At 58.9% G+C, this 12,020-nt stretch carries 14 protein-coding genes and 1 tRNA gene; 10 read left to right on the top strand and 5 right to left on the bottom strand.

Annotation, left to right across the window (positions count from 1 at the left end; genetic code table 11):
• Nucleotides 1-5 precede the first annotated feature (5 nt).
• From K3177_RS14635 to K3177_RS14650, 4 genes are read left to right on the top strand one after another with little or no spacing between them, the layout of a single operon-like run.
• Nucleotides 6-461 (top strand): hypothetical protein, encoded by a 456-nt coding sequence (locus tag K3177_RS14635; RefSeq protein WP_221598816.1) that lies wholly within the window; start codon nt 6-8, stop codon nt 459-461.
• On the top strand, nt 442-1,413 hold the full coding sequence (ribD, locus tag K3177_RS14640) for a bifunctional diaminohydroxyphosphoribosylaminopyrimidine deaminase/5-amino-6-(5-phosphoribosylamino)uracil reductase RibD (protein WP_247714514.1): 972 nt from the start codon (nt 442-444) through the stop codon (nt 1,411-1,413). The genes K3177_RS14635 and ribD overlap by 20 nt, the downstream gene beginning before the upstream one ends.
• Before the next feature lie 12 nt (nt 1,414-1,425).
• The gene (locus K3177_RS14645) at nt 1,426-2,043 is read left to right on the top strand and encodes a riboflavin synthase (protein WP_221598817.1); all 618 of its coding nucleotides are present in this window, start codon (nt 1,426-1,428) and stop codon (nt 2,041-2,043) included.
• Between the two features lie 16 nt (nt 2,044-2,059).
• On the top strand, nt 2,060-2,647 hold the full coding sequence (locus K3177_RS14650) for a protein-methionine-sulfoxide reductase heme-binding subunit MsrQ (RefSeq protein ID WP_345725416.1): 588 nt from the start codon (nt 2,060-2,062) through the stop codon (nt 2,645-2,647).
• Here K3177_RS14650 and K3177_RS14655 read toward each other — a convergent pair.
• From K3177_RS14655 to K3177_RS14675, 5 genes are all read right to left on the bottom strand, one after another.
• Entirely contained in the window at nt 2,632-3,144 is a 513-nt protein-coding gene (locus K3177_RS14655; RefSeq protein ID WP_221598818.1) for a helix-hairpin-helix domain-containing protein, read from the bottom strand. The two genes, K3177_RS14650 and K3177_RS14655, sit on opposite strands and share 16 nt — an antisense overlap.
• Nucleotides 3,145-3,253: 109 nt before the next feature.
• Complete coding sequence (locus K3177_RS14660) at nt 3,254-4,504, bottom strand: SAM-dependent methyltransferase (RefSeq protein ID WP_221598819.1); 1,251 nt, start codon at nt 4,502-4,504, stop codon at nt 3,254-3,256.
• Nucleotides 4,504-5,049: a GNAT family N-acetyltransferase gene (locus tag K3177_RS14665; protein WP_221598820.1), complete on the bottom strand. Its 546-nt coding sequence runs from the start codon at nt 5,047-5,049 to the stop codon at nt 4,504-4,506. The genes K3177_RS14660 and K3177_RS14665 overlap by 1 nt, the downstream gene beginning before the upstream one ends.
• A 6-nt stretch (nt 5,050-5,055) precedes the next feature.
• Entirely contained in the window at nt 5,056-6,237 is a 1,182-nt protein-coding gene (locus K3177_RS14670) for an amino acid aminotransferase (protein ID WP_221598821.1), read from the bottom strand.
• Between the two features lie 112 nt (nt 6,238-6,349).
• The gene (locus K3177_RS14675) at nt 6,350-7,168 is read right to left on the bottom strand and encodes a DUF1134 domain-containing protein (RefSeq protein ID WP_221598822.1); all 819 of its coding nucleotides are present in this window, start codon (nt 7,166-7,168) and stop codon (nt 6,350-6,352) included.
• A gap of 230 nt (nt 7,169-7,398) precedes the next feature.
• Here K3177_RS14675 and K3177_RS14680 point away from each other — a divergent pair.
• The 6 genes from K3177_RS14680 (at nt 7,399) to K3177_RS14705 (ending at nt 11,985) form a co-directional block, all read left to right on the top strand.
• Nucleotides 7,399-7,490: transfer RNA gene (locus K3177_RS14680), tRNA-Ser, on the top strand.
• 157 nt (nt 7,491-7,647) lie between these two features.
• Nucleotides 7,648-8,964: a tyrosine-type recombinase/integrase gene (locus K3177_RS14685; RefSeq protein WP_221598823.1), complete on the top strand. Its 1,317-nt coding sequence runs from the start codon at nt 7,648-7,650 to the stop codon at nt 8,962-8,964.
• A gap of 205 nt (nt 8,965-9,169) precedes the next feature.
• Nucleotides 9,170-10,195: a hypothetical protein gene (locus K3177_RS14690; protein ID WP_221598824.1), complete on the top strand. Its 1,026-nt coding sequence runs from the start codon at nt 9,170-9,172 to the stop codon at nt 10,193-10,195.
• A 124-nt stretch (nt 10,196-10,319) separates the two neighbouring features.
• The gene (locus tag K3177_RS14695; protein ID WP_221598825.1) at nt 10,320-10,778 is read left to right on the top strand and encodes a hypothetical protein; all 459 of its coding nucleotides are present in this window, start codon (nt 10,320-10,322) and stop codon (nt 10,776-10,778) included.
• Between the two features lie 153 nt (nt 10,779-10,931).
• On the top strand, nt 10,932-11,609 hold the full coding sequence (locus K3177_RS14700) for a helix-turn-helix transcriptional regulator (protein ID WP_221598826.1): 678 nt from the start codon (nt 10,932-10,934) through the stop codon (nt 11,607-11,609).
• 88 nt (nt 11,610-11,697) lie between these two features.
• The gene (locus tag K3177_RS14705; RefSeq protein WP_221598827.1) at nt 11,698-11,985 is read left to right on the top strand and encodes a helix-turn-helix domain-containing protein; all 288 of its coding nucleotides are present in this window, start codon (nt 11,698-11,700) and stop codon (nt 11,983-11,985) included.
• Nucleotides 11,986-12,020: the final 35 nt, after the last annotated feature.

Consider the following 12,020-nt stretch of genomic DNA (forward strand, 5'->3'; position numbering starts at 1 on the left):
ACATCATGCGCCTCAAGACACGTTTCGATGCCAAGGCCGGGGCCGCCGACCTGTGGGACTATATTCGCGAACCGCGGCCGTATCGCTGGACCTTCCTGACGATTTCCATTTTGATCCCGCTTGCGGGGATCGCAATGCTGGCTCAGGAATCGCATTTCCGCCCGCCGGACGCCCCCAAGGTCAGCTTTATTTCGACCTTCGCCGAAGGCCGAAGCGACGAGGAAATTCGCCAGAGCAACCTTGAAAACCAGAAACGCAAGGAAGCTCGCGAGGCGGAGTTGGCCGAACTACGCCAGCAGAAGGTCGACGCCTACAAGACCCTCGGACGCGCAACCGGGCTCGACGTGGATGAGATGGCACGTCAGGCGGCCATAGAAAACGCTCGCGAAGCGGCGGAAGCCGAGGCTCGCCGCCGCGAGCTGTATCGGGCGGGTTCGACGGTTGACGACAGCGGCGAGTGATTGGCGCTGGCTGGATGCGGCCGCGCGGCTTGCCTGTCGCGCGCGCCCCGCAAGCTATCCCAACCCCGGTGTTGGGTGCATCCTTGTAAAAGATGGCATGGTCGTGGGCCGCGGATGGACAGCCGTGGGTGGGCGCCCTCATGCAGAAGCGGCTGCCCTGGACCAAGCTGGTAAGCGCGCTCATGGGGCAACCGCCTATGTAACACTGGAGCCTTGCGCACATCGCTCAGAGCGGGGTCCGGCCTGCAGCGAACGGTTGGTCGACGCCGGTGTGGCTCGCGTTGTCGCAGGAGTAGAAGATCCTGACCCGCGAACTGCAGGGGCCGGGTTCGCTCGGCTTCGCGACGCCGGCATTTCCGCCGAACTGGTCCATCATCCCGCAGCCGAGGCCAGCCTCGCGGGTTATCTCATGCGCGCGCATACCGGTCGCCCGCATGTCACGATGAAGCTGGCCATGACGCTTGATGGCTGTATCGCGACGGCGGGTGGCGAGAGCCAGTGGATATCGGGCGAAGTGGCGCGTGCACATGTGCATTCGCGCCGCGCGATTGCCGATGCAATACTGGTTGGCGGCGGCACGTGGCGGGCGGACAGACCGCGGCTCGACGTGCGGCTGCCTGGGCTGAAAGATCGTGGCCCACAGCGAGTGGTCCTCACCCGCGGAATAGCGCCGGACGGGGTCAAAGTCATCAACACCCCCGATCAGATTGCGCAACTCGATGCACTCTACCTCTACATCGAGGCAGGTGCGAATATCGCGGCGAGCTTTCTGAAGGCCGATCTCGTCGACCGCCTGGAAATCTACCGCGCCCCTATTGTGATCGGTGGCGGCCGCGGCGCAGTGGCCGATGTCGGGCTGACAAAACTTGAAGATGCGCATGATCGCTGGTGTCAGGTCGAGCGGCGTCAGCTTGGCAGCGACACCTTCGCAGCCTACAGCCGCACGCGTTAACCAGGAGCACGCATGTTTACCGGGATCGTAACCGCCATTGGCACCATCACGAAGGTCGAGAACAAGGGCGACTTGCGCGTCGTAGTTTCGTGCCCCTGGGACCCGGCAGGTATGGACATCGGCGCCTCCATTGCCTGTTCGGGTGTCTGCCTGACTGTCGTTGAAAAAGGTGGCGAGCGGGGCGATGCCTGGTTCGCGGTGGACGTGTCGGGCGAAACGATCAGCCGGACACCTCAAGACCAGTGGCGCGCCGACCGGCGCCTGAATCTCGAGCCGGCTCTGCGGCTGGGCGATGAATTGGGCGGGCATCTCGTTACCGGTCATGTGGACGCCGTGGGCCGAATTGCCCTTGCCGAGGATATCGGTGGTTCCACTCGTCTTGAAATCCTCGCCAGCGAAGAGATCGCGCCTTTCATTGCAGAGAAGGGTTCGATCACCGTCGATGGCGTGTCGTTGACAGTTAACGATGTCGAGGACGAACCTAATGGCGATGTCCGCTTCTCGCTCAATATCATCCCGCATACGGGTGAAGTGACGACGTTGGGCGACCTTTCCGAAGGCGACGCCGTCAATCTGGAGATCGATGTACTGGCGCGGTACCTGAAGCGCATGCAGAGCCTCGCGGTCTGACAATGCGGGCACACATGTGCTGAAAGCTGCCGCAAATTCCCGCCCTGCTTTGTGGCTCGTCCTGGTGCTTCCGGGACTGTGGATTGCCTGGCGCTGGATCGCGACACCCCAGCTCTACGGCTATGGTCATGCGATCGGCGACAGTGGCGATTGGGCTGCCTGGTTACTGATGGCGACGCTTGCGGTCACTCCGCTGCGCCTCATGTTCCGCAAGCAGGCCTGGACGATCTGGCTCATGCGCCGCCGCCGCGATTTGGGCGTTGCAAGCTTTGCTTACGCGCTGGCCCACACAGTAATGTATCTCATCAGGAAGGGGTCGCCCGAATTCGCATTCGCCGAACTCTCGACACCTTACATCCTTGCCGGCTGGATAGCGCTCGCCCTTTTCCTGCCGCTTGCCATTACCTCAAACGATTTCTCGGTTCGGCGCCTGAAGCGATCATGGAAGCGGCTGCACCGACTGGTCTATCCAGCGGCGATACTGGCCTTCCTTCACTGGGTCTGGTCGGCATTCGATCCGACCACGGCCTGGATTCACGTAGGCATCCTAGCCGCGATCGAGATCGTCAGAGTTGCCTTGCAGCAGCGTCAGAGAGTGACGTAGTTCCGGAAGCGCGCGACTTCGGCTTCGTCGACATACTTGCCGATTTCGCGATCGAACACACCCATGTCGGCATAGGGACGATACTCTTCGAATTCGTGTACCATCTTGTCGGTCATGCCGGGGATCAGGCGAATTTCCTCTTCCGTACCGGTGTTGAGATTTACCGGTACGAAGACGCTGACCAGAACATTTGCGGCCTCGTCCTGGCTTAGGGTTTCAAGCAGTTTTGCATTGAGATCGGTCACGCTGGCATAAGGCTGTCCGGCTACGATCGCTTCGGCGAGTTCGGGAGTGACACCTTCCGTGCCGGCGAGTTGTTCAGCGGTCGCGGTATTCGCATCCACAACAGTCGTGGCCTCGCTCGCCATGTCGCCGGCAGCCGCTTCGCCGGTCGCCACGGTGTCGCTTGGTTCGTTCGCGTTATCCGCGCTGCCGGAACAGGCGGCCACGGTAGCAAGGCTGCCACAAAGGGCAGCGGCAAGGATGAGTTTACGCATAAATCAGGTCCTCCTTTTGAGAAGGACTCGCACTAACAGGTTGAGGCTCGATAGAAAGGGGTACGGTAAATACTCTTGATTTGAAGAGCTCTCTTTGGTCGCCGGAGCGTTATCTGTCCCCCAGTAGCTCGCGTTCAGCATCCGCGATATAATAGCGCGTTACAGGAAGCGCCCGGCGATCCCGCGCGAACTGGATCTGGTAATTTACCATTCCGCCCCACTCAAACGCCGCTGTCGCGCCAGCCAGATAGAACGTCCACATGCGGTAGAAACGTTCGTCGTGCATGGCGACGATCGCCTCGCGATTGGCTTCGCAGTTGGCATACCACGCCCGCAAGGTCTTTGCGTAATGAAGGCGCAGCGTTTCGATATCGGTATGGATCAGGCGAGATTTCTCGCTTGCCCGGAGCGTTTCCGAAAGCGCAGGAATATAGCCGCCTGGAAAGATGTATTTGCGAGTGAAGGCGTCAGTCGTGCCCGGCCCGCCGATGCGACCGATCGTGTGGACCAGCATGACGCCATCATCTTCGAGCAAATTCGCGGTAGCCCGGAAAAAGGTGTCAAACTGCGGACGTCCGACATGTTCGAACATCCCGACCGAAACGATCCGGTCGAACCTGTCCCCCCGCAGTGGCAAGTCGCGATAGTCGATGAGTTCGAAAGTGACACGATCCGCGACACCGGTGGCCTGCGCCCGATCCCGCGCAAGAGCCAGTTGCTCTTCTGAAAGAGTGATGCCGAGAACGCGCACGTCGAAGTGCCGCGCGAGGTAAATGGCCATGCCGCCCCATCCGCAGCCGATGTCCAACACGTTTTGCCCACCGGATAGCGCCAGTTTGGCAGCGATATGGGCAAGCTTGGCTTCCTGTGCGGCGCCGAGCGTTTCGGTGCCGTCATCCCAGTAGGCGCAGCTGTACTGCATGTGTTCGGGATCGAGCATCAGTCGATAGAGATCGTTGCCGATATCGTAATGGTGCGCGACATTGCGTTTCGATCCAACGCTGTTGTTGACCGATTCCATTGCAAAGGCCGCCCGATTGCGCAGTCGCTTGACCAAACTTGGCGCGCGTAACTGGCCGCCCCTTTCGAACGGAGCATTGGACCGCAGGAGCTGAACCAGCTCCATGATGCCGCCCCGGGTCAATTGCAGTCGGCCATCCATATACGCTTCGGCTGCCCCGAGACGTGGGTCGAGCAGAATATCGCGCGGAACCTTGCGATCTGTCAGCCGCACGGCAACGTCGGGAAAGCCGCTTTTAGCCTGGCCCATCGTCACGACCTCGCCGTCGGCAAAGGTCATGCTCAAGGTTCCACGTTCGATGACCCGCCCCAGGAAGCGCTTCAGCAGGCGTTTGCTCATCACCTTTTCTCCAGCATGTGGCGTTCAAAACGGTCGCGGGTGATTTCGTAAACGAGGTGCACCACGCGTTTCCCTTGATACTTCTGAAGTTCGTAACGGTCGCTGCGCATGGCCCCGATTGCTTCCAGAGCGTTGCGCGAGCGATAGTTGGTGTCGCCGACACGAAATTCCACAAGTTCTACGCTGGCGAAAGCATGGGCGAGCATGGCACGTTTCATCTCGGGATTGATGCCCTTGCCCCAGTGGCGCGTTGAGAGAAAGGTCCAGCCGATTTCGACCACACCGCCCTCTTCAGGGTCGAATGGGCCGAAACGGGTCGAGCCCAGAAGCGAGCCGGTCGTTCTGTCTGATACGGCCAAGGCACCGCCGCTCGCCATCCCGTCAGCGAAGAAAGCATCGAACACCTCACGCCGCCAGCGGTCATGAATGGGATGCTGCTCCCACACTGCCGGATCTGAAGCGATCTGATAGAGTGGTTCGTAATCGGCCTGCGCCAATGGACGAATGATCAGCCGATCGGTCTGTAAAATCGGCTGGCGGTTCATGGTGGCTTATCCGGCGGTCACGTCCGCCAACGCGGCGATGAATTTGTCCGTGTTGCCAGCGTGGAGACCGGCCACATTGATTCGGCCTGAGCCGGCCATGTATACGCCGTGGTCTTCGCGCATGCGCACGATCTGCTCTTTGGTGAGCGGCAGCATCGCGAATAGACCATTCTGTTCACCCAACGCGGCAAGGTTGAGACCTGGCACCTCATTGTCCGCTGCGGCCAACCGCTCGCGTACGCGGCGCATTCGCGCCCGCATTTCGTCAAGTTCATCCAGCCATTGCTGGGTCAGCTCTTCGTCGGTCAGAACCGTGCGCACCGCAGCACCGCCATGATCCGGCGGCATCGACCAGTTGGCCCGCGCCAGCGCATTGGCGTTGGAAACAATTGCGGGCAAGTCAGCAGCCTGCTTCGCAATCATATAGAACGCGCCGACGCGATCGCGGTAAAGGCCGAAATTCTTGTCGCAACTATATGCGACAAGCGCTTCCGGGACCTTGGCCAGGACCTTGCGTACACCAGCAACGTCTTCTTCCAGGCCCTGCCCCAGACCATGATAGGCCACATCGAGGATCGGCAGGATTCCCTTGTCGGCAAATGCATCTGCAATCCGAGCCCACTGTGCCTCGGTATAATCGACACCGCTGGGGTTGTGGCAACATCCATGCAGCAGAACCGCATCCGTATCGCGCGCATCGGCAATTGTTTGCAGCAAGGCATCGATATCGGCGGCCCCATCTGCTTTCGCGTGTTGAAAGGTGACAGCTTCGAGACCAACATCCTGCAGGATTTGCGCATGGTTGGGCCAGCTCGGCACACCGAGATGAATGCGTGTGACACCGGCTGCTTTTGCAAGCGCGACCGCAAGGCGCACCGCGCCCGTGCCTCCGGGCGTCTGCATCCCTTCGACCCTTCCTCCCATCGTCGGATCGGCTCCGAACACATATGGTTTCAGAGCATCGACAAAGCCCAGGTCGCCTTCGGGGCCGAGATAGCTCTTGGAATCCTGCGTATCGACCAACCGCTGTTCGGCAGACTTGATCGAGCGGAAGACGGGTGTTGCCCCGTCATTCGTACGGTAGACGCCCACCCCGAGATCAATTTTGTCGTCGCGCGGATCCTGCGCGTACATCTTGATGAGCGCGAGCAGCGCGTCGGGGGCCTGGGCTTCAAGTTGGTCAAGCATGCCCGCCTAATTGCCGGATATGGAAAGGGCCGCAACAGGAAATCCTGCTGCGGCCCCGGAGCTCTTCAGGAATTATCGTTGGGCGACCCGAAGGGCTCCTTTCGCCAAACTCTCAAAAAGGCAGCCAGCGCTGCTTCTTGGAAAACTTCATGTAACCCGCATTGATGCCCAACCGCAACCCTGCACCCATCCTTATAGGTATGAGCACTACGTCGCCCTTGCGCATATAACTCGCCGTAAGACCGCCGATCACATAGGCCTGACCTTCACCCGCAGGATACCGCTCGTAAAGCTCCTCGCTATCGTAGAGGTTGTAAACCAGGACGAACGTGCTGCCCGCGTTGGCCCCCGCGTCAAATCCGATTGACGGTCCGGTCCAGTAAACGGGCCGTTCGCCTTCGACCTTGTGGAATAGTGTGCCCGATCCGTAACGCGCGCCGACGATGAATGCGCCGCCCGCTTCGCGCCCGACGATATAGGCGTTGGGTTCGCCCTGCTTCGACAGCAGATTCTTGATCATGTCCGCGACACCCTTGGCGCCTTTACCGAAGACCCCTTCGGCGGCACCGATAAGATCGTCTTCGCGATAGGTCGTGGCGGGATCATCGGTACCCGCCGTTCTCACAGCCTCGCCAGCGGCTTCTTCGGCGGCCTTTTCCGACCACTGAGGCTGATCCGGATAGGCATCGACCGGAGCAGCAGCATCGGGTTCTGGCGTATAAGTCGTGCCAAAATCAGTTTGCTCAGAGTAGGAATTACCGGCATCAGGCTCGGCGTATACCGGCTGATCGCCGGGCTGCTCCATCAAGTCGCCATCGATCGCCGAGTTGGGATCGATTGTTTCGACCTGCGCGGCCAACGGGCTGGTTGCCATGCCGAAAGCGGCAATTACCAAGCCAAAGCGCGGTAGTTTCTTGTTGAATATCGTCATCGATCCCTCCGTGTCGGCGATCCGAGCGCAGACAGCTGCGCCACGAGAAGAATCCTCTTTGAGCAGAGGGGCAATGAAACGGCGATGAACCGAATCGAAAATGCGGCGAGGCGAGTCGTTCAGTGCGGTGAACCACCTTTCGCAATCGAGCGTAAAACTCCCCTTGATGGCATGCAGGGCCATGGCTATAGGGCGCCCCTCGCAGTGAACGCTTCCTCATTGCGACATGCGGAGACGTGGGTGAGTGGCTGAAACCAGCTCCCTGCTAAGGAGCCATACCTGGTAACGGGTATCGAGGGTTCGAATCCCTCCGTCTCCGCCAGCAACCTTTCCATAGTGGTCCGGAGAGGTCCGGACTCCGGAATATTCCCCAGAATTCTGCGACGTTAGCATTCCATTAGGGTCCGGCAGGTTCCAGTACCATCCGGATGCAAGTGGGGGCACATTGGGGGCACCCATTCCCTGAATTGGGGGCACGGATGCTCACGGACGCGCAGGCGCGGCAAGCGAAGGCCAAGGACAAGGACTACAAGCTCTCCGATTCCGGGGGGCTCTACCTCTTCGTCTCGAAGACGGGGCACAAGACCTGGCGCCTCAAGTACCGCTATCTCGGCAAGGAGAAGCGGCTCATGATCGGCACATATCCGGAGATCAGGCTCAGCGACGCACGCAGCCGACGCGATTCTGCGAAGCTTGCCCTTAAACAAGGTCGCGACCCACAGATCGACGTCAAGAAGCAGCGGCTGGCCAACGAGGAACTCGCCTCGAGCACTTTCGAGAAATACGCGCGGGACTGGTGGAAAGTACAGAAGCCGCGCTGGCGTCCTGTCCACGCCGAGGACGTGCTCAATTCGATGGAGCGGGATCTCTTCCCCAAGATCGGTGAGCTTCCGATCCACGAGCTGAACGAACCAGTGCTGCTCGGCGTCCTCGAGAAGGTCGAAGAGCGAGGGGCCATCGAGACTGCCCATCGGCTGCGACAGCGTATCGAACGCGTGATCCGCTATGCCAAGGCGAAGGGAGTGCCGATCTTCGGCAACCCGGCGACCGACATCAAGGAAGCGATGAGCGCCGTGCCGAAGCGCAAGAAGTGGCCTGCGCTCACGAAGGTCGACGACGTCCGCGCGCTCGTTCGGAAGATCGACACTTCCACATCCTATCCCATCACCCGCCTCGCCTCCCGCTTCCTCGCGCTCGTCACCCAGCGTCCGGGCATGGTCCACAGGATGAAATGGGATCATCTAAGGGATGTCGATTGGTCGAAGGGTCCGGACGCTTCTCCGAAGGCTCACTGGTACATCGATTCCGAAGAGATGAAGCTCGAGTTCGATCGCCGGGGCGATGAGGAGTTCGACCACGACGTCCCCCTGTCGCCTCAGGCTCTGGAGGTTCTCTTCGAGGTCCGAAAACTCTCCGGCCTCGGTCCCTACGTGTTCCCCAACTGTTGGAACTCCCATGCGCCGATGTCGGAGAATGCGCTCAATTCCCTCTACCGGCGCCAAGGCTTCAAGGGGAAGCATGTGCCCCATGGATGGCGCACCAGCTTTTCTACCATCATGAACGAGAAGCTCGAACGCGGATTGATGATGGAAAAGCGTTTCATGATCGACAGGCTCGTCATCGATATCATGCTCGCGCATCTGCCGACGGGAATGAGTGCGGAGGAGTTCGCCTACAACCGGGCGCGCTTCGCGGAACGTCGCCGCGAACTCGCTTGTGAATGGGCGGATCATATCATGGTCGGTGCGGTTCCCCTGGGCGAGCTCGTCAGCGGTCGCAGACGGCGCGCCGACTGAGACTGTGTCGCTACGAGGCTCGCTGTCATGCGATCCAACCTTATTCCGGAATAGAGATTTCTAAATCTTTGATGTTCTAGGGTCCAGTTCGACGCGCTCGCGCTGCGATCCGAACACGGGTTGGCGACGGGTGATTTCGAATGGGATCGGTGAGCAAGGTTTAAGAGAGGAAAAGTCTCTCGCCTGCTCCGCAAGGAGTTAAATAATGAAGGATGAATTCCGCGGTCAGCTTCGCGAGTTCGTAGACATGGTCCGGCGAGAGCTTGATGAACAGGGATATGGCCATATCATGCTCCGGCCGACATGGCTGAAAGGGAATGGAGCCCTTGACCCCTTCTTGCTCGAAATTCCGATCAGTCCTGAACTCGTAGTCTCGCTTCGATCACGTGACATTGAAGATCGCGAGACGCCACCGGCCATCTGGGATCGGGAGGCCAAGGCATTCGCCGCCGCAATGATCACCTTGGACAAGGGCCAAAGAAAGCTGATCTCGTATGCAGATGAGATGCGGGTTGCTGCAGTTGCGGAAGTGGAGCAGGCACGGACGAATGGTCTGGACATCCGGCTGGTCGGTATCGGATTCAAGCCGATCTACGCCCAAGTACTCGATAGAATGGATCGCGAAGAGGCACTCGATCGCATTGTCGCGGAAGTGAAGTTGGAGGTGACGTCCTTCACATTGGAACGGGAAGTCGAACGGTTCACCGTGGAAGAGCCGGAAGACGTCGCCGATGAGATACAAGATTATGTGGATGATCAACGAGAACGACAGAAACGAGAGGACGAACTACATCGTTGCCGCGCGGATTTGGAGATCAGCGACATTGGCATAGACGTTCTTCGACTGGCAGGAAGGCGGCCAGAGGAAATCCTAGCCGAACTTTATAGTCGTGGCTCCCAAGACATCGTTCTGGACGATGTTACCAGGATCGGCCTGAGGCAGGATGCTGGCTACGTTGAGGTGAGCCTAGAAACCCAAGAGCTCTATTGGAATGGAAAGGTTCTGTGGCTTCGAAAGCCTATGACAGTCGAAAGCGGAGGGACTTCAACCCCGACGCCACTCAGCCAGTTAATCACTGATCAAATCTTCGCATCGCGACCCGTAGCTCAAATCAACAACCTTGGGGATGGCAAGACGGCATACTCTTTCGACGAAACTAGATTCCTTTTCGACGCCGCTGAAATGCGGATACGGAACAAGGCGAAGGTAGCCGCAAAGCAGCCTGATTAGCGCGGGTGGTCGTCCTTTCAGGTCGACCATAGGATGACAGTCCATTCCCTTTCCCATAAAAGCCAAGCACCCCCTTAGGAAAAATCCGATCTCCGTCCTACAACCCGTAGGAAGGAGAAACGGAATGCCTAACTATGTCTATGCCGCGTTTGATGTTTCCGGCGAGAAGGAAGAAATTGAACGCTTTCGCACCAAGATGCTGAAGCGCCGGAATGCGTCTGAATGCAGTGACGAAGACGAAGCCGGTCGACCTGAGATAATTTTAGACTTCTCTGAAGTCCTTCCCATGCCCGCGGACTGGGAGGGCGGGAGCGAGGAGGACTGGAATGTCCATGCCTGGGGGACGAAATGGGTGGGCTTCGATGTGGACGAACAAATGTGTGAGGACGGAACCTTCTGGTTTCAGTTCACTACCGCTTGGGATTTTCCGACCCGTGCGTTCGAGGCAATTGCTGCGGAGTTCCCAACCCTCCTTTTCAGTGGCTCAGCATATGAAGAGAACCACGAATTCGAAATGGCGGGAGATTTCAATGGCGAGACAGAATGGGGCGAAGGAGAGCTTAGGTGGATCGTAATTGACTAGATAATGTGAAAACTTCCCTACTTTCAAAAACCATCTGGCAAATATCGAGGAGTTCATTCTTCCTCATGCAAGTCCACAATTGCCTGCCGTGAGCCAACAAAAATAAGGAGTTTTCGATTGAAGACACCATGCGAACCGTGGGCGATCTACGCAATGGAGGAGGTTCCGATCTCCTCGGTAGGTCCTCTTCTCAGCCAAATGCTGTTTCTGCAGGTCTGCCTTTCCGAGGGTCACGGTCCAGAGCAGATCGCCCACGCCTTTAAGGACGACGATGACGACGCCATGAGGTGCCGATCGGCGGTGCTCGCGGCGATCAACCTATTTCGAGGGCCTCTCATGCAGGGTCGTTTCACCACCTACGCGAGACCGTTCGGCGGCGGTTCAGTGACCGTCATGAAGCCATCCGATTGGGAGGTGGACGATCTTCTACCTCGGTTCGCGACCTGCAGCTACGACCCTTCCAATCCCTTTGATGCAAACGCCGAACCGACAGCCTGGATTTTCGCTGACGCTTCGATCGAGACGGCGATCCTTGAACTCCACCGAAGCGAGTACGTCTCCGCCAGCAATCAAGCTGATTATGAAGAGAGTTCAGCGCACGAGCAACAGACTAGCCCTGAGACATTCGCCTCGGAAAGATCTACTGGAACATCGGAGGGCAAGGTCTTCCTGAGACGCGGTGAAGTCGAACGCATGACCGGGCTCAGAAAGAGTTCGATCTATGAGAGGATCCGCGACGACCGTTTTCCCAAGCCCGAACCGATCGGCAAAGGCCGTGTGGTCGGCTGGCGCTTCAGAGACATCGAAAAGTGGCTCGACGACCCGCAGTAGAATGCTGGCGGAATGTCCCGCCCGATTGACGGTGGATACGTGAGGGAAGAGCGGTGCCAGACTTCCCCTCCGCGACTAGTCTATCGCGATGCCTAAGAAAGATCTCGATTCGGGTGACGAACTGCTGGCCGCAAGTTTCGGTAAATGCCTGGCGCGTCACCGCGAAGCGGCCGACATGAGCCTAGCAGCACTCGGAAACGCTGCCGGGATGGGTCGCGCCTACGTATGGCGCCTGGAGCAGGGGCAAATCCTTCCCTCCCTTCGAAATATCGCCCGCCTATCGGTCGCGCTGGAAGTGCCGGTCGCGAGGCTAGTCGAGGGCCTCGACACATCCAGTATCCGGCTTGAGAACCGAGCGTACGAGAAAGAGGAATAGCGGCGCATTAGCGCCGGTACCGTTTCCGGCCTTGA

This window comes from Qipengyuania pacifica (assembly GCF_019711555.1).
In the GTDB taxonomy this organism is placed as follows: domain Bacteria; phylum Pseudomonadota; class Alphaproteobacteria; order Sphingomonadales; family Sphingomonadaceae; genus Qipengyuania; species Qipengyuania pacifica.

Excerpts from the sequence above, each read along its gene's own strand:
- K3177_RS14655 (WP_221598818.1), bottom strand. The coding sequence starts at position 3,144 with ATGCGTAAACTCATCCTTGCCGCTGCCCTTTGTGGCAGCCTTGCTACC.
- K3177_RS14700 (WP_221598826.1), top strand. The coding sequence starts at position 10,932 with ATGGAGGAGGTTCCGATCTCCTCGGTAGGTCCTCTTCTCAGCCAAATG.
- K3177_RS14665 (WP_221598820.1), bottom strand. The coding sequence starts at position 5,049 with ATGAACCGCCAGCCGATTTTACAGACCGATCGGCTGATCATTCGTCCA.
- K3177_RS14690 (WP_221598824.1), top strand. The coding sequence starts at position 9,170 with ATGAAGGATGAATTCCGCGGTCAGCTTCGCGAGTTCGTAGACATGGTC.
- K3177_RS14685 (WP_221598823.1), top strand. The coding sequence starts at position 7,648 with ATGCTCACGGACGCGCAGGCGCGGCAAGCGAAGGCCAAGGACAAGGAC.
- K3177_RS14635 (WP_221598816.1), top strand. The coding sequence starts at position 6 with ATGCGCCTCAAGACACGTTTCGATGCCAAGGCCGGGGCCGCCGACCTG.
- K3177_RS14670 (WP_221598821.1), bottom strand. The coding sequence starts at position 6,237 with ATGCTTGACCAACTTGAAGCCCAGGCCCCCGACGCGCTGCTCGCGCTC.
- K3177_RS14660 (WP_221598819.1), bottom strand. The coding sequence starts at position 4,504 with ATGAGCAAACGCCTGCTGAAGCGCTTCCTGGGGCGGGTCATCGAACGT.
- K3177_RS14645 (WP_221598817.1), top strand. The coding sequence starts at position 1,426 with ATGTTTACCGGGATCGTAACCGCCATTGGCACCATCACGAAGGTCGAG.
- K3177_RS14695 (WP_221598825.1), top strand. The coding sequence starts at position 10,320 with ATGCCTAACTATGTCTATGCCGCGTTTGATGTTTCCGGCGAGAAGGAA.
- K3177_RS14705 (WP_221598827.1), top strand. The coding sequence starts at position 11,698 with ATGCCTAAGAAAGATCTCGATTCGGGTGACGAACTGCTGGCCGCAAGT.
- K3177_RS14675 (WP_221598822.1), bottom strand. The coding sequence starts at position 7,168 with ATGACGATATTCAACAAGAAACTACCGCGCTTTGGCTTGGTAATTGCC.